Below are 17,118 nucleotides of genomic sequence, written 5' to 3' on the forward strand. Positions count from 1 at the left end.
GTTTCCGGCGGGCGATTTCCGGCGACCGACCCTTTCGCCAGGGTTGCAACGGTTGCATGGGATTTTACAATGGGGCTGCGCGGGCTCCATTCTCCCTCTTTTTGGATTTCACCGAAAGGGCTTCTCCGCCAATGCTTGGGCATCGTGCGATCGGGGCGGCGAGTCTTCTATGCTTGGCGGTCGGCACCGCGTACGCCGGCGTCTTCGAGACCTTGGTCTTGAAAGACGGTCAGCGGGTGACCGGCGACGTCGTGGCTGAGAAGCCGAATGCGCTTTACGTGGACCTGGGCTACGACCTGCTGCGGATACCTCGAGACCAGATCGCGCGGCGCGCGAAGGTCGATGAGGCGGCCGCCGGCCCGGTCGCGGCGGCGGTGGGCGTCGACGCCGACCCGTCGGGGTTCTACTCGACGGGCGTCCTGAAGCCGTCGGCGGTGAAAGAGGTGGTGGCGAAGTTCGGTGAGGCGGTGGTTTCGATCGAGACTCCTTCGGGCAAGGGCTCGGGGTTCTTGATCAACGATTCCGGGTTCGCGATCACCAACGCCCACGTGATCGAGGGGGAGACCCGGATCTCGGCGATCCTCTATCAGAACATCCCCGGCGGCGGCCTGGCCCGGCGGCGGATCGACGACGTCGAGATCGTGGCGCTCAACCCGTTCTTCGACCTGGCCCTGATCAAGCTGCCGTTGCCCGCCGACCTGAAACCCAACCACGTGGTCCTGGGTAATGGAGAAGACGTCAACACCGGCGACTCGGTCTTCGCGGTCGGCAACCCGCTCGGGCTCGAGCGGACGGTGACCCAGGGGATCGTCAGCAGCCGGAGTCGGAACCTGGAGGGGCAGCTCTACCTGCAGACGGACACCGCGATCAACCCGGGGAACTCCGGGGGGCCGCTGTTCAACCAGCGGGGAGAGGTGATCGGCGTGACCAGCCGCGGGGCGCGGGCCGACATGGCCGACAACCTCGGGTTCGCCATTCCGGTCGCCTACGTCAAGGATTTCCTGCGTCATCGTGAAGCCTTTTCGTACGACAAGACCAACCCCAACAGCGGCTACCGCTACCTCGATCCGCCGCGTCGCATGCGGCGGGAGAAACCCGAGGGGCTGTCGTCGGCTCAGGCCCACGCCGCCGCCGCCGTCAAGGACAAGGCCCAGACCGACGCCACCGGCTCAGGTCCGAAATCCTGAGGACGTCCGGTGCGGCCCCCTCGACGCGCCGCCTCCGGTCGTGACAATCGAGCACCAGGACCTTTCGCGGAATTCAGCATTTGTAGCCGGCCTCCGTGAGGCCGGTTCGGATTTGAAGAAGGCTCGTCGGTCACCGCCGGCGATGCGCCAAGCTTGGAGCCTGGCGCGCAGGGGCCGACGGCCGGGATAGGGTCGTCGGCAGGTCGATTCTCCTCGGTCGGTGAACCGTGGCGTGCTAGGAATGGAGTGACAGCGATGCCTAAGGCCAAGCGGGCGATTCTTCGCCTGGCCCTCGTCGGATGGCTCGGACTTTCGGGTCTCGTGGGACTGCAAGCGAACCTCGCTCAGGCCGCGGCGCCTCCGGAGCAAGTGCTCCCCGATTCGACCATCTTCTTCGTCAAGATCGCCGACGCCGTCAAGTTCCGCGAGGCGTTCCGCCAGAGCCAGTACGGACAGCTCTGGAACGATCCCGCGCTGGGGCCCCTCCGCGCCGATCTCAGTGAAAAGCTCAAGTCCACCAGCGACGCGCTGAAGGACAAGGTGGGCGTGACGCTTTTGGAACTCCTCGAGCTGCCCCAGGGCGCCATCGCGATCGCCGCGGTCGCCCAGGACGACCCGGTGGTTCCCGTGTCGGTGGCGATCATCGCCGACGCCGGCAAGAACGCCGACAAGATGGCCGAGGTCTTGAACCGCAGCAACAAGCAGGCGGAGCAGAACGGCGCGAAGGTCAGCACCGAGACCTTCCAGAACTTCCCGCTTCACGTGATCCAGGCCCCCGAGCCGAAGGAGAAGGGCGACGACGACAAGCCGGCCGTCCCGCCTCCGCCGATGGTCTGGACCAACGCGGGCGGCGTCTTCTACATCGGCAGCAGCGTGAACAGCGTCAAGGACCTGGTTTCCCACGCGGAAGGCCGGGGCTCGCAGTCGCTGGGCTCGGGCGAAGCCTACATCAAGACCCAGGCCAAGATCGGGGCCGATTCGGCCCACGCCGTCTGGTTCATCGACCTCGCCAAGCTCGTCAAGATCGTCACCAAGGCCGGCTCCAAGGGGGCCGAGGCGCAGGCGCAGCAGATCGAGTTCCTGGTCCAGGAGCTGGGTCTCAACGGCCTCAAGTCGGCCGGCGGCAGCCTCACGCTCAACACCGGCAATTACACGAGCCTGACCAAGACCTTCTTCCTCGCCCCCGCTCCGATCCAGGGGCTGCTTAAGCTGTTCTCGTTCCCGCCGGTCGCGCTCAAGCCCGAGCCCTGGGTGCCGGCGACCGTGGCCAGCTACCAGTCGTTCAGTTGGGACCTCGACAACGCCTTCAACGCCATCAACGACCTGGTCAACAAGTTCCAGCCTGGCATGCTCAACGTCCTTGAGCAGCAGCTCGTCGGGCCCGAAGGCGGCGAGCCGCTGAGCTTCCAGAAGGACCTGTTCGGCCCCCTGGGCGACCGGATCACCATGATCAGCGACTTCAAGAAGCCGATCAAGGAGGACAGCCAGCGGGTCGTCGTGGCGATCAGCCTCGAAGACGCCAAGGCGTTCCAGAACACCCTGAACCGGGTCATCGACATCGCCCACGCCGCCCCCAAGAAGCGTGATTTCCAGGGGACGACCATCCTTGACTTCGAGCTGCCCAACCTTCCCAACCAGGGAGGCGTCCAGCCGCAGATCAAGGGCCCCGTCAGCGTGGCCGTCGCCAAGGACACCGTTTATCTGACCACCGACGCCACGCTTCTGGAGCAGGTTCTCCGCCCCGGCGTCGTGCCGTTGGCCGAGAGCTCGGCCTTCCAGACCGTGTCCAAGGAGTTCCCCGAGAAGATCAGCGGCCTGACCTTCGTCCGTCCCGACGAGCAGGCTCGGCTGTCTTACGACATGCTCAAGAGCGGCCAGTTCGAGAAGGCGATCCAGCAGGCGATGGCGGCCAGCCGCCAGGGCCGCGACGTGCCCGAGATCCCCAAGCTGATCGACCCCGCCAAGCTGCCGGATTTCGACGTCTTCGCCAAGTACCTGACCCTCGGCGGCAGCTACAGCGTCATGGATGAGGACGGTTTCACCCAGACCGGCTTCAGCCTCCGTAAAGCCAACCCCTGATCCCGGCCTCCAGGCCGATCGCCGGCCCACCGGTTGAACCTCGCGGCGAGCCAGACGTCTGGCTCGCCGCTTCACTTTCCGCTGAAGCGGCTGGCCCGCCTTCCTCGCACCATGGACGTCGGCCCCATGCCCACGCCGCGTTCCGAATCCTGGATCCGCCTCCGAGGCGCCCGGACCCACAACCTCAGGGCGATCGACCTCGACCTGCCACTGGGCCGCCTGATCGCGGTCACCGGGGTCAGCGGCGCGGGTAAGAGTTCGCTGGCGTTCGACACCCTCTACGCCGAGGGCCAGCGGCGGTACGTCGAGACCTTCTCGGCCTACGCCCGGCAGTTCCTCGAACCCCTCGAAAAGCCCGACGCCGACCGGATCGAGAGCATCCCGCCAGCCATCGCGCTGGCCGCTCGCGAGTCGCGGCCTTCGGGCCGGAGCACCGTAGGGACGATCACCGAACTCCACGACTACCTCGGCCTTCTCTTCACCCGTCACGGCCGAGTCGTCTGCCGGACCTGCGGCGAGCCCGTCGTCCCGGCTACCCCCCGCTCGGTTTCCCAGGCGATCGAGACGTTGCCCGCCGGCCACCGCTACGAGGTCGTCTATCCGGTCGAGATCCTCGCCGAGACCGACGTCGAAGCCCTCGGCCGCGGCCTGCTCGAACAGGGCCTCACGCGCGTCCGGCTCGGCGACCGCCTGATCGACCTGACGACCGAGAGCCTCAATGTCGGTCGGACCGAGGCGACCCCCGCCGTCCAGATCGAGGTCGTCGTCGACCGCCTGACGCGCGGCAAGGACTCGATCCGCCGCCGGCTCGATTCGATCGAGACGGCCTTCACGAAGGGACTCGGACGGTGTCGGATCGTGACCGGGTCCGACTCGTGGACGTTCGTCCGCGGTTGGCGATGCAGCCGATGCGGGACCGACCACCTTGAACCCCAGCCGAACCTGTTCCGCTACACCAGCCCGCTTGGCGCGTGCCCTCGTTGCGAGGGGCTGGGGAGCGTCGTCGACCTCGACATGGCCAAGATCGTCCCCGACCCCTCGAAATCGCTCCGCGAAGGGGCCGTGGCCGCCTGGAACACGCCCGCGCACCGGGGGCTCCGCGATCAGTTGATCGTCGAGGGGCCGGCGCTCGGCCTGCCGGTCAGCGTCCCGTTCCAGAACCTCGACGCCGAGCAAGTCCGCATCCTCGTCGAGGGCGTTCCGGCCGCCGGGTTTCCGGGTCTGGCGGGGTTCTTCGAGCGGCTCGACCGCAAGTCGTACAAGGTCGCGGTCCGGGTCTTCCTCAGCCGTTGGCGGCGGTATCGGACGTGTCCCGACTGCCAGGGCGCGCGGCTCCGTCCCGAGGCGCTCGCCGTCCGGATCGAGGGGACGAACATCGCCGAGTTCTCGGCCCTCTCGGTCGGCCGCGCCCGCGAGCTGCTGGAGTCGTGGGGCGGACTCGACGACGCCGGAATGGGCCGTCTTCGAGCCCCGATCGCCGCGCGGCTCGACTACCTGACGCGGATCGGCGTCGGCTACCTGACGCTCGACCGGCCGTCGCGGACGATCTCGGCCGGCGAGCTGCGGCGGGTGACGATGGTCAAGACGCTGGGCTCGGGCCTGGTCGGGACGCTCTACGTCCTCGACGAGCCGACCATCGGCCTGCACGCCCACGACGTCGGCCGGCTGGTCGGCGTGCTCCAAGCGCTTCGCGACGAGGGTAACACCCTGGTCGTCGTCGACCACGAGGCCGACGTCGTCCGCGCGTCCGATCACGTCGTCGACCTCGGCCCGGGCGCGGGCGACGCCGGGGGACGGGTGCTCTACTCCGGTCCCGTCGCGGGCCTGGACGCGGTCGAGGGCTCGGCCACCAGCGACTTCCTCGCCGGCCGCAGGCGGATCGAGGTCCCCAAGAACCGTCGGAAGCCGTCGCGCGGGGTTTTGACCCTCAAGGGGGCCTCGGGACACAACCTGAAGGACGTCGACGCGGCTTTCCCGCTCGGCGTCCTCTGCGTCGTCACTGGGGTCAGCGGCGCGGGGAAGAGCACGTTGGTCGAGGAGACGCTCTACCCGGCCCTTCGAAAACGGCTCGCCGACGAGATCCTCCCGGTCGCCCCGTTCGTCGATCTGACGGGGACGGGCGACCTTGCGGAAGCCGTGTTTCTCGACCAGTCGCCGATCGGCCGATCGGGGCGGTCGAACCCGGTGACGTACTTGAAGGCGTTCGACGAGATCCGTCGGACGTTCGCCGCGACCCACGACGCCAAGCTCCGCAACTACGGGGCCGGGACGTTCAGCTTCAACATCGAGGGCGGCCGGTGCTCGGCCTGCAAGGGGGACGGCTTCCGGCGTATCGACATGCAATTTCTCCCCGATGTGATGGTCCGCTGCCCCGACTGCAAGGGGACCCGGTATCGTCCCGAGGTGCTCGAAATCACGTATCGCGGCAAGAACATCGCCGAGGTCCTGGATCTGACCGGCCGCGAGGCGTTCGCCTTCTTCCGCAACCGCCCGAAGATCCAGTCGCGGCTGCGGCCGCTGCTGGACATCGGGCTCGATTATCTGCGGCTCGGCCAGCCGGCCGCGATGCTCTCCGGCGGCGAGGCACAGAGGCTCAAGCTGGCGGCGTTCCTCGGCAGCTCGACCGCCGCCCTCAACCGCGCGGGGAACGTCGCGCACACGCTGTTCATCCTCGACGAGCCGACCGCCGGCCTCCACCCGTCCGACATGATCCGGCTGATCGAGGCCCTCAACAGCCTGGTCGATCGAGGCCATTCGGTGCTGGTCGTCGAGCACAGCCCGGAGATCATGATCTCGGCCGACTGGATCATCGACCTCGGCCCCGAGGCGGGCGACGACGGCGGCCGGATCGTCGCCGAGGGCACGCCCGAGGACGTCGCCAAGGCCGGCACGCTCACCGGCGTCGTCGTCGCGAAGGCCCTGGCTCAAGCATCTGAAGGCGGGTCGTGAACCTGTCTTGATGGGTCTGCGTCCTTTGGATCGTGCGAACACGACGAGTGCGAAGCGAAAGCGTCTCGAAACGGAGGCTCGGACGATGGCCAAGACCGGAGGCTACGAGGGACCGCTGGAGCAGGTGGCTCCTTGCCAGTGGCGGATTCCCAAGACGTATCGCGCCGATATGCGGGTCGACGGCCTGATCTTCGCCGACGACGCGCTGATCGGTCAGATCAAGAAGGACCAGGGTCCTGAGCAGGTGGTCAACGTGGCGACGCTGCCGGGCATCCAGAAGGCCAGCCTGGCCATGCCCGACATCCACTGGGGGTACGGCTTCTGCATCGGGGGCGTCGCTGCGACCGACCCGGAGCAGGGGGGCGTGATCTCGCCGGGAGGGGTCGGTTACGACATCAACTGCGGCGTCCGCCTGCTGCGGACCAACCTCGAATGGGCGGACATTAAAGACCGCATCCGGCCGCTCGTCGACCAGCTTTTCCGCGACATCCCCACCGGCGTAGGCCAGCGCGGGGCGTTCTCGTTCAGCAAGCCCGAGCTGATCAGGCTGCTGGGCGAGGGGGTCTCGTTCGTCGTCGACAAGGGCTACGGCGTCGCCCGCGACATCGAGTTCGCCGAGGCCGGCGGGCGGCTCGACGGCGCCGACCCCGGGCGGGTCAGCGAGCGGGCCATCCTCCGCGGCGCCGACCAGTGCGGCACGTTGGGCTCGGGGAACCACTTCCTGGAAGTCCAGGTGGTCGACCGGATCGTCGACGCGACGGCCGCAGAGGTGATGGGCCTGCGCGAGGGGCAGGTAACCGTCCTGATCCACTCGGGCTCGCGCGGGCTGGGCTACCAGGTCTGCGACGACTACCTGGGCGTCTTCAAGAACGCGCCGAAGAAGTATGGATTCGAGCTTCCTGACTGGCAGCTCGCCTGCGCGCCGGTTCGGAGCCCCGAGGGGCAGGACTACCTGGGAGCGATGCGGGCCGCCGCCAACTACGCCTGGTGCAACCGCCAGTTGCTGACGCACCAGGCTCGCGAAGTCTTCGCCCGGATCTTCGGCAAGCCATGGGAGGCGCTCGGGATGGACCTGGTCTATGACGTAGCGCACAACATCGCCAAGTTCGAGGACCACGACGTCGGGGGCGGGGTCCAGAAGCAGGTCTGCGTCCACCGCAAGGGGGCCACGCGGGCGTTCCCTCCGGGGCATCCCGAGATCCCCGAAGCGTACGCCCAGGTGGGCCAGCCCGTCATCATCCCCGGCAGCATGGGGACGGCGAGCTGGGTGCTGGCCGGCCAGCCGGGGAGCATGATCCACTCGTTCGGCACGAGCTGTCACGGGGCCGGCCGGATGATGAGCCGGACCGCCGCGATCCGCCTGGCCGAGGGGCGCCGAATTGATAAAGAACTCGACGCCATCGGCATCATCGCCCGGGCGCGTGGACACAAGGGACTCGCCGAGGAGCAGCCGGCGGCCTATAAGGACGTCGACCTCGTCGTCGACGTCGTCGACAAGGTCGGCATCTCCAAGAAAGTCGCCCGCCTGCGGCCCGTCGGCGTCATCAAGGGTTAAAATATGAGAACCAGCCGACGCGCCGGGAGGATGCTCTCCGGCGCGTCGGCCGTGTTGCTTGGTGCGGCCTCTACCCGTACATTACTTCAGGAAGACGCTGATCGTCGAAATCCTTTGATGTCATCGGGGCGGAGTATTGGGCATGACCATCCTGATCGTTTATTACCTGGACGGACAGTGGTTTGGGGAGGTCGTGGACTGGAAGCGGTCGGGGAGCGGATCGTACCGTGAGCTGACCCGGGTCGTGCTCCCCCAGTCGAAGGCCGAGATCGAGAAGTACGCCGCCGAGAACAACTACAAGATCGAGTGGCGCGGCGCTGGCCTTCGAGAGCCGACCTCCGCCTGAGCCGAATTCGCTGGAGCACGGGGCTGAGACTCAGCTTCCCAGCGGCCGGCGTCGCCAGACGATCTGGCAGCGGTTGCCTTCGGGGTCGTGGAAGAAGGCGGTCTTCATGGCGTCGTCGTCGACGGCCGTATCGGTCTCGAAGGTCAGCCCGAGCGCCTCAAGCTCGGTCCGCTTGGCGTCGACGTCGTCGACCCAGAACGCGACGTGGCACACCCACCGCTGGTTGGCGTTCGCCTGGCCTTCGGGCCGGGCGATGATCTCGATCGCGCCCCCGTGGTCGTCGGCGAGGAAGTAGCCGGCGGGGGGCTCGCCGGGGCCGACCAGGACGACCCGCAGGCCCATCGTCTGGACGTAGAAGTCCTTGAGAGCCCCGGCGTTCTGGGCGTAGATCGCGAAGTGTTCGAGACGCGCCATGTTCGCTCCTCAGCCTTTCCGACTCTTGGTCGCCTTGCCCCCCGCGAGGGACAGGATCGTCTTCCATTCCGCATCCGAGACCGGCTGAACCGACAACCGGCTCCCCTTGCGAAGCAGCTCCATGCCGGCCAGCTCGGGAACCGTCTTGAGCCTGGGCAGGTCCAGCGGCGGGTCGATCGGCCTCACGGCCTTGATCGACACCTGGAACCACGTCGGCTTGGCGGGGTCGCTCTTGGGGTCGTGGTAGTCCGTCCCCGGGTCGAAGGCCGTCGGGTCGGGGTGGCCCGCCTTTACCACCTCGGCGATCCCGACGATCGCCGCCGGGGTGACGCTGGAGTGGTAGAACAAGACGCCGTCGCCGACCTGGATCGCGTCGCGGAGGAAATTCCGAGCCTGGAAGTTCCGCACCCCGCTCCAGCCCGTCGTTTTATCGGCCTCGCCCATCAAGTCGGCGAACGAGTACGAGTCGGGCTCCGACTTGAACAACCAGTACGCCATGCGTATCCCTTGCTGTCGTTGTAACCAGGGTCTTCGTTGCCGCCCGGCCTCCCAATGAACCCGGAGACCCGCCCCGAGTCAATCCAGATGCCGCCCGGCGATTGGGTTCGATCGTCGCGTTTTCGTGACGCCGATTCGTCGCTCGCCGATGAGGTGCTCCCCGTCGCGACCCTCAAGACGATTGGGTTCGATCGTCGCGGTTTCCCGACGCCGATTCGTCGCCGGCCGCCAGGAAACCCGCCATCGCGGCTTTCGGGGCGATTGGGTTCGATCGTCGCGTTTTCGATTCGCCGCTCGTGTTCACTGCCGCTTCGGGAGATTGCTGTAACATTTTTGTGTGGAAAGACTTTAGATTCGGGTTGTTGTCGTCGCTGAGGCCCTTTCGAGCCTTCGCAATTTGGGTTCGATCGCTCCGTTTTTCGATTCCGTGCGGCCCGTCCACGGCCCGATCCGAAGCTTGCAAGACCCGGCGGGGCGCCTTGGCCGATTGGGTTCGCTCGTCGCGTTTTCGAAGGGCCGCCTCGTCGCCGGCCACCAGGAAATCCAACCTCGCGGTCGACCGGGCGATTGGGTTCGATCGTCCCGTTTTCGCTTCGAGTTGGGGCTCTATGAAGCCGAGTCCTGACCTTCGCCTCGATCGACGAACGGACCATCGATCATCCGAGTTGTCAAAGATCCGCGCGCACCATCGCTACGTCTATGGAGAGTATGGATTCCAGCCGCGATTCTGTTTAGGAAAACTGGGGCGGGAATCAATGATTCGAGAGCTCTTTGTCGGTCGTGCGGTCGGTGTGCCCAACGGGGGAGAGCAGCGCCTTCCAGTCGATCTGGATTTCAATGTCCTGACCCACGGCCGGAGGTGTGAACGGTTCGAAGCCGTCACCTTGGAAGCAGAGCCAGAGTAGTGACGGCGATTCGAGCGGGACGTCGAACCGGAACGTCGCCTCGGCCGGGCGGCCGTCGGCGGTCAGGTCGGTGATCGTGACGATCATGCCCGTCAGCCTTACCTGATCCCCGAGTGCGAACGGGCGGCGCTCGCTCCGGAAAACCTGATCGAGCGGCCATCGGAGATACCCCTTTTGGGGCCTGATCGCGAGCGTCCGCTCGTCGAGGCGATGGATGGTTACGGAAGGCATCGCCGGCGCGAGGACCCACGTGTGTCGGGGCACGGAGAGCCCACTCTGCTCGCGTCGAAGGATCAGGTAGGTGGCGTTCACGGCGCTCGGGGCGTTCACGATGACGACGGTTCGATCCTCCAACGACGGCCCCAGCGGCATTTGGACGTAGAAACGCGCCTCGACCCACCTGGGGCCCACCGGGTTCGCGGCCCGGAACGGAAGTGAGATCGGGGCGAAGATCGCATGGACCACCACGAGGAACCACGCCAGCGCCCTCGCCGTGACCCGCCACGATGCGCTGGAAGGCCCGCCGACGGCGCCGCCGAACACGAACGCCAGGTATTGGGCCAAAAGGCCCGATGCGCCGATGCCGACGAACGTGAGCAACCGGTCCATCGGGGCCGTGGCGCAGACCGGGATCGAGGCGAAGAGCATGCCGGCGGCCCAGTAGCAGGCGACCCGATCGCGGCGGAGCAGCGGAGCCTCCGCAAAGGCGAGCAGGGCGAGGAAGGCCGACGCGAGCCACCACAAGCCCGCGAACATCGACGGCCGCAGCACGGTGGCGAGGTCAGCCTGGATCGGACTCCACTGGCCGAGCAACAGGATCGGCAGGCGGGTCGAGACCGCCGTCGCGAATCGCCCGGCGTCGGTCAGCGGGTCGATGTAGAGGCCCATATCGTGGACGCCGTAACCCCACGACGCCCGGAGAACCGCCCACGCGATGACCGCCACGACATACGGCCACAAGGCCAGACCACCTCGCCACCGCCCCCGAGGATCGACGAACAGCGCGTAGGAAGCCAGGTAGGCGCACGTCCCGATCCCTTCCTCCTTCGAGAACAGGGCGGCCAGGAGCAACATGGGGGCCAGAAGCGCCGCCGGGCGCGAGCCGTCGCGCCTCCAGCGGTCGTGGGCGATCAAGGCCGAGACACCGAACGTCGCCGCGACGAGCACGTTGCGGTTAGCCAGCCATCCCACGGTCGTGCCGCGCGTGTCGTCGAGTGCGAACAGCAACGCCGCGACCCCCGCGACCCAGGCCGGACCGAGCATCCGCCGGTAGAAGGCCGCCGCGACCGTCACGGCGGCACCGAGCCAGAGCAGGCTGTGAGCGTGCATGAGCGCCGCGGAGTTTGGCCAGAGTGCGTAATCAAGCCGATGCGTCAGGACGGTCAGCGCTTGCAGAAACTCGCCCTTGATGCTTGGGTCGGTCCACCACGGAAAGAGCCCGACGTCCATGACGCGGCCGGTCCGAACCGGGTCGCCCCGGAAAAATCGGAACATCTCCGAAGGAGGGCCGAGAAGGTCCCGCAACTGCGAGTTCCCGAGCAGAACCGTCCGATGATAGTAGTCGTCGAGCATCCAGCCGACGCCAAGCGCAGGCAGCGAGAGGAAGACGGCCAGCACGGCCGCGATGATCGGCAGGCGACGATTCTCAAGCAACCTTCCGGTCGACGTCGCCAGCCTTGGAATCATCCTGCGCGACGGTTCTCCGCTCGACATCGCACGGACTCCGCCGGTTGGTGGTACGTCAGCTTGTTACGATACATGGGGTCGTCCACGAACAGCGGCCAACTGCTGGTTCAAGGAAATTCACCACGGAGGACGCGGAGAATAATACGGAGGGGGACGCGACCTGGTTGATCGTTTCCCAGATCCTCCCCGTTCCCCTCCAAGTCCTCCGTGGCAGATGTCTTCGGTCTCACGTTTCGACTCAACTCTTCGAGTTGGACGTTGTTCGTGGACAGTCCCAGATGTCATGGCGGCGTCCCAATTATGCCAGGTATGTCGGATCGAGGCGGGATTTCGATGAGCGAAGCGGCGGCGAGTCGGCCATCCGTCTGCGTCCTCACACCGCGTGGGCGGGGGGCGATCGGGGTGGTGCGGGTCTGGGGAGAGGGGGCGTTGGCGGCTGCGAGCGCGGTGTTCCGGCCGGCGCGGGGGGAGGGGCTCGGAACCACTCCGCGGCGGCGGCCGAGGTTGGGGAGGATCGGCTCGGGGCTCGGTGACGAGGTCGTGGCGGTGGTCCTCGACGGTGAGCCGCCGGAGGTGGAGATCCAGTGCCACGGCGGACCGGCGGCGGTCGACCTGGTGGTCGAGACGCTCACGAACGCCGGGGGGCGGCTGGTCGAACCAGGGGCGTTCGCCGAGCACGCGGCGGGGAGCCCGATCCGGGCGGCGGCCCTGGAGGATCTGGCGAGGGCCTCGACCTTGCGCACGGCCGAAATCCTGCTCGAACAGGCGCAGGGGGCGCTCGACGCGGAACTCGACCGGTTGATCGCGGTAATCGAAGCGGATCGCGGCCGGGGGCTGGCCGAGCTGGATCGGCTGATCGAGCGCGGGCGCGTCGGAGTTCGGCTCATCGCGGGTTGGCGAGTCGTGATCGCGGGTCGGCCCAACGTCGGCAAGAGCCGGCTTCTGAACGCACTCGCGGGCTATCAGCGGGCGATCGTGGACGCCACGCCTGGGACGACCCGCGACGTCGTGACCGTGTCGGCGGCCTTCGACGGCTGGCCGGTCGAGCTGGTCGACACGGCCGGGGTGCGGGGGACCGACGACCTGATCGAGCAATCGGGGATCGAACGGGCGCTTCGAGAGCATCGGCGGGCCGACCTGCTCCTCAAGGTGTTCGACCGGTCGCAGCCGCTCGAAGTGGAGGACCGACGGCTTTTGGCCGCCGACGGCGACGCGCTGGTGATCGTCAACAAGGCCGACCTGCCGGCTGCGTGGACGCCCGAAACCGCGTGGATGGATGCGTTTGCGGTCGTGGCCGTATCCGCCGAGCGCGGCGACGGCCTGGACGAACTGGGACGAGAGATCGCCCGGCGACTGGTTCCGAATCCGCCCGAGCCGGGCGCGGGCTTGCCGTTTCGGACCGAGCAAGTGGAGGCGCTGCGCGCCGCCCGCGCGTCGTTCGCCGTCGGGAACGAACGCGCGGCGTTGCAAACATTGCGATCGTTGGCTCAGGTCTCGACGTCGGGGGCTTCGGGGATGCGCTGGAGGTCGGACCCCTTGCGGTAGAGCGGGCTCTGGGGTGAGAGACGGAGGTCGTCCTTCGACATCGAGCCGGCCGATTCCGTCGGCGGAAGCTTGTTGAGGAACTGCACTTCGAGCACGGGCGATTCGTCCTTGCGGACGAAGTTGTTCCAGTCGGTGCGGTCGTAGATCCGGGGGCGGATTCCGGTTTGGGCGACTTCGTCGCGGCGGTAGGCCGTGATCTGATGGTAACCGACGTTGTCGCCGGTCCATCGGATGCGGTCGCGGAGGCTTTCCATGGACTCGCGGCCGTCGACCCGGAACAGCGGTCCGGCGGCCGAGCCGGTGCTGAGGACCGAGTTCTCGGCCTGGACCTCGGCGAGGTGCAATTCCGGCTCGTCGGGCGAGCTTTCCAGGTGAACCAGGCCTCCCTTGGCCATCGCCGAGACGCGGTCGAGCTTCAGGGTGAGCGAAGGCGTCTGGCGGGTGGCCTGGGTGCAGCCCAACGCGTGCAGCAGGCTGCCGTCGGTGGCGACTAGCACGTTGCGCAGCTCGCAGTCGAGTCGCCGGTCCGAGGCCACCGTGAAGCCGTCGCCGATGGACCGCAGGAAGCTGTCGTGGATGCGCACGACCGCCGGTTTGTTGGAATCGGTCGGGAGGGCGTCGTTCGACGTCCGGCCGGGCAGGACGGCGACGACGGCGAGGCTCGAAGCCGGTCCCGAGAGCGTGACCGTGCAGTCGGTCAGCGTCAGGCTCGCGCCCGCGACCAGGCCGACGGCCGCGATCCGGCTCATCGCCTCGGGATCGGCGTCCTGAACCAGGACGTCGAGCCCCTGAAGGTGGAGCTTGCCCCCTTGCACGTTCAGGAGGGTCGTCCAGTTCGACGCCGTCCGCGCGGCGAACAGAGGCGGGCGGAAGCGGATTCGGGGGCGGTGGCCGCCGGCCTCGGCCTCGATCCGCCACTCGGCGCCGCCGTTGAACTCCACGGGCGAGAGCTCGAGGTCGGCCCCCGCCGCGATTCGCAAAACGCCCCCCTTGGTTCCGTGGCGGGCGAGCACGTTGACGAACTGCTCGGCGCTGCGGATCACGTCCTCGTCGGAGTTGACCGTCCGCCTCGTGGTCGCTCGTCCCGACGCCTCGTCCGTTTCCGCCGGCTTCGGCTCGCCGGCGTTCGCAAGCGGGGCTTTGGGGGACGTGACGGCGACCTCGGGCTCGCGGTTCGATGCGGCCGTGGCGGGTTCGGCGGGGTCATCGGTCGGGGTGGTGGTCATCGGCGGCAGCGCGGGGATGCCGGTCGCTTCGTTCGTCCGGGCCGCGACGGTCGTCGTCGGGATCGGCATGGGCATCGGCATCGGCGCGAGCGGCGTGTCGGCGTCGAGTTTCAGGGGAGGGCCCACGACCTTGCTCGGCTCCGGGGCGCTCGGTACGGTCTTGGCAGGCTCGAACGCGGGCTGGGCGGCGATCGTCTCCTTCGCCGCGGCGTCCGGTCGGGGGCTGGTGGAATCGACGAGCGTGGCGCCAAAGGGACCTCGGCTCGCCCCGCGACGGCCCGACTGGCTGGAGGCTGGCGCGAGTTGAAAGGCGCGCGTCGGGTTATCGACGCCATAGGCCAGATCCTGGGCGGGGTCGGACGATTCCCAGACCAGCGAACGGGCCGGAACGCTCTTCACCTCGCGCTGCTCGGACTGGTTCTCTCGCCAGTGCTCGAAGTCGCGGACGTTCTCCGCGGCGTCCTCCTGGCCGGCGACGGTCAGGAACGCGTTGAGCTTGCCGTAGAGGTTCGATCGGCCGCTCCAGTCGAGGTTACGGGGGGTGTCGACCTGGATCAGGCTTCCCAGAGCGCCGCCGACCGCGCCAGGGGCGATCACCGAGTCGTCGACCCGAAACGTGGCGAGCGAGCCGTCGATCTGGAACACGGGCGCGGGGCCGGTCATGAAGCTCGAGCGCTGGATCAAGACGTCGCAGGCCGGCGGCGCGGCGGCGCGGCCGTTGTTGAGCCAGATCGAGGTCCCGCCGGGGCCGAACGTGCAGTCGCTGAACCGAAGATCGGCCGGCCCCTCGCACTCAAAGGCGACGGCGCCGGGGTCGAAATGGCACTGGTCGGCGAAGATGAAGGGGGGACGGCCGCCGTCGGCCGAGCCGGCCTTGAGCACGCGGCCGAGGACGGCCGGGAGCCCGACGGTCGCGGCTTCGAGGCCGTCGTCGCGACGGAACGTGCAGCCCTCCAGCTTCAGCTCCGCGTCTTCGACCAGGATGGCCGCCGCGCGGCCGGCGGGCGGTTCGCTCTCGACTTCGATGATCAGCCCCTTGAGCGCGACGCGCCCGCCGGCGAAGGCGAGCAAGGCCGGGGCGGGTTGGTCGGCCCCCCGGGCGTCGGCCGCGAACTTGAGAACCGGCCGTTTGCCGGACTCGGCGCGGATGGTCACGTCGCGGTTGAGCAGGGTCGGGTTCGCGCGCGGGCCGCCGAGCCGCCCGCCCAGCAAGTAGGGGCCGTCGTCGGTGAGAGTGACGACTGACTTGCGAGGCGCCGACGCGATCACCGACGCCAGGTCGTCGGCCGGTCGGACGCTGATGCTCCGGGCCGCGGCGTCGACCCCGACCGCGGCCGGCCGATCCGCGGCGTCGGGAGCGATCCGGGCGGCCGCGGCGTTCAGCGCCGTCTGAGGGCGCGGGGGGGCGGTCGCGCCGAACTCGCCCAGCGGCGAGGACGACGTGGAGTCGGCCAGCTCTCGGCCCCACCAGAGCAGCCCGGCCGCCAGCAGCACGAAGCCCGCCGTGGGGACGAGGAAGACCAGGTGCCGTTCCCACGACGGCCGGCGCGGCTTGGACATCCAGGCGGGCGCGTCGACGTGCGACAACGTCAGCCCCGACTGGCCGGCGACGGTCAGCAGGTCGCGGACGAGCTGCTCCGGCGACTGGTAGCGGCGGTCGCGGTCCTTGGCCATCAGCTTGGTCAACACCCGCGCCAGATCGGCCGGCACCGCCGGGTTCAGCGCCCGGACGTCCGGCGGCGGCTCCTCCTGGTGCTGAAGCAGCTTCTGGAGGACGGTTCCCCCGGGGAACGGCGGCTGGCCGCTGAGCATGTGAAAAAGCGTGCATCCGAGCGAATACAGGTCGCTGCGGACGTCGACGTCGCGCGGGTCGCGCGCCTGCTCGGGGCTGATGTAGTCGAACGTGCCCAGGGTCATCCCGGTCTGGGTCAGCCCGACGTCGGTCTGCCGCTCGAATCGACGCGCCAGCCCCATGTCGACGAGCTTCGCCCGGCCCTGCGGAGTGAGGATGATGTTCGACGGCTTGATGTCGCGGTGGACCACCCCGCGATTCGTCGCGTGGACAAGCGCCTCGGAGATCTGAAGCGTGACGTCCACCGCCTCGTTCAACGGCAGCGGGCCGTTGTCGTCGACCTTCCGGCGAATCGTGACGCCTTCGATATATTCAAATACGATGTAGTGATAGATCCCGTCCTGGCCTAGGCTGTACACCCGCGCGATGTTCTCGTGGTCGAGCTGCGCGGCGGACCGGCCCTCTTGATAGAACCGCTGGACGACCTCGGGGTCGTCGGTCTGGTCGGGGGGGAGGAGCTTGAGCGCGACCTGGCGGTCGAGTTTCGCGTCGTGGGCGCGGAACACGGCGCCCATGCCGCCCGCCCCGATGGCTTCTTCGAGCACGAAGGTGTCGATGACCTGGCCGGGCTGGGGCAGGGGGATCGAGACCGCCGCACGGCCGAGCACCGGGACGCGCCGCGACGTGCTGCTCGACCCGCGCACGATGGTCGGAGGATCCACCGTCGGCCCCGACTCGCCGCGCGCGGCCGGAGAACCATCTTGCGAGCCGGAGCCCTCAGGACGTTCGCGCCCGCTGTTCGATTCGGGGATCTGCATGAAATCGTGCTCGTTCCAAGGGGCTCGTCCCCACACAAGACTTCCGTGCGCCGCCAGAGACTTTTGAGATTCGGATCGAGGGAGACATGAGACCCAATACGTGCATGCAATGGCACGG

At 68.0% G+C, this 17,118-nt stretch carries 10 protein-coding genes; 6 read left to right on the forward strand and 4 right to left on the reverse strand.

What is annotated here, in order from left to right; all coding sequences use genetic code 11:
* Positions 1–173 precede the first annotated feature (173 nt).
* The 5 genes from BSF38_RS21650 to BSF38_RS21670 all read left to right on the forward strand — a co-directional run bounded on the left by BSF38_RS21650 (position 174) and on the right by BSF38_RS21670 (position 8,116).
* On the forward strand, positions 174–1,187 hold the full coding sequence (locus BSF38_RS21650) for a S1C family serine protease (protein ID WP_076349143.1): 1,014 nt from the start codon (positions 174–176) through the stop codon (positions 1,185–1,187).
* Between the two features lie 255 nt (positions 1,188–1,442).
* Positions 1,443–3,266: a hypothetical protein gene (locus tag BSF38_RS21655; protein ID WP_076349145.1), complete on the forward strand. Its 1,824-nt coding sequence runs from the start codon at positions 1,443–1,445 to the stop codon at positions 3,264–3,266.
* Between the two features lie 126 nt (positions 3,267–3,392).
* The gene (gene uvrA, locus BSF38_RS21660) at positions 3,393–6,215 is read left to right on the forward strand and encodes an excinuclease ABC subunit UvrA (RefSeq protein WP_076351267.1); all 2,823 of its coding nucleotides are present in this window, start codon (positions 3,393–3,395) and stop codon (positions 6,213–6,215) included.
* Between the two features lie 85 nt (positions 6,216–6,300).
* Complete coding sequence (locus BSF38_RS21665; RefSeq protein WP_076351269.1) at positions 6,301–7,770, forward strand: RtcB family protein; 1,470 nt, start codon at positions 6,301–6,303, stop codon at positions 7,768–7,770.
* A 142-nt stretch (positions 7,771–7,912) separates the two neighbouring features.
* Complete coding sequence (locus tag BSF38_RS21670; RefSeq protein WP_076349147.1) at positions 7,913–8,116, forward strand: hypothetical protein; 204 nt, start codon at positions 7,913–7,915, stop codon at positions 8,114–8,116.
* A 30-nt stretch (positions 8,117–8,146) separates the two neighbouring features.
* Here the strand turns inward: BSF38_RS21670 and BSF38_RS21675 are convergent, their stop codons facing one another.
* From BSF38_RS21675 to BSF38_RS21690, 3 genes are all read right to left on the reverse strand, one after another.
* Positions 8,147–8,530, reverse strand: a complete 384-nt coding sequence (locus BSF38_RS21675) for a VOC family protein (RefSeq protein WP_076349149.1) — start codon at positions 8,528–8,530, stop codon at positions 8,147–8,149.
* Positions 8,531–8,539: 9 nt separating this feature from the next.
* Positions 8,540–9,028: an EVE domain-containing protein gene (locus BSF38_RS21680; protein WP_076349151.1), complete on the reverse strand. Its 489-nt coding sequence runs from the start codon at positions 9,026–9,028 to the stop codon at positions 8,540–8,542.
* A 752-nt stretch (positions 9,029–9,780) separates the two neighbouring features.
* Positions 9,781–11,646 carry a hypothetical protein gene (locus BSF38_RS21690; RefSeq protein WP_145952264.1) on the reverse strand — a complete coding sequence of 622 codons (1,866 nt, stop codon included), beginning with the start codon at positions 11,644–11,646 and terminating at the stop codon, positions 9,781–9,783.
* 306 nt (positions 11,647–11,952) lie between these two features.
* Between BSF38_RS21690 and BSF38_RS21695 the strand changes: the two genes are divergently transcribed.
* Positions 11,953–13,164, forward strand: a complete 1,212-nt coding sequence (locus BSF38_RS21695; protein WP_076349157.1) for a GTPase — start codon at positions 11,953–11,955, stop codon at positions 13,162–13,164.
* On the opposite strand, the gene BSF38_RS21700 is transcribed toward BSF38_RS21695, so the two are convergent.
* The gene (locus BSF38_RS21700) at positions 13,107–17,000 is read right to left on the reverse strand and encodes a serine/threonine-protein kinase (protein WP_076349159.1); all 3,894 of its coding nucleotides are present in this window, start codon (positions 16,998–17,000) and stop codon (positions 13,107–13,109) included. The two genes, BSF38_RS21695 and BSF38_RS21700, sit on opposite strands and share 58 nt — an antisense overlap.
* Positions 17,001–17,118: the final 118 nt, after the last annotated feature.

It is taken from the genome of Paludisphaera borealis, assembly GCF_001956985.1.
GTDB classification, from domain to species: Bacteria; Planctomycetota; Planctomycetia; order Isosphaerales; family Isosphaeraceae; genus Paludisphaera; species Paludisphaera borealis.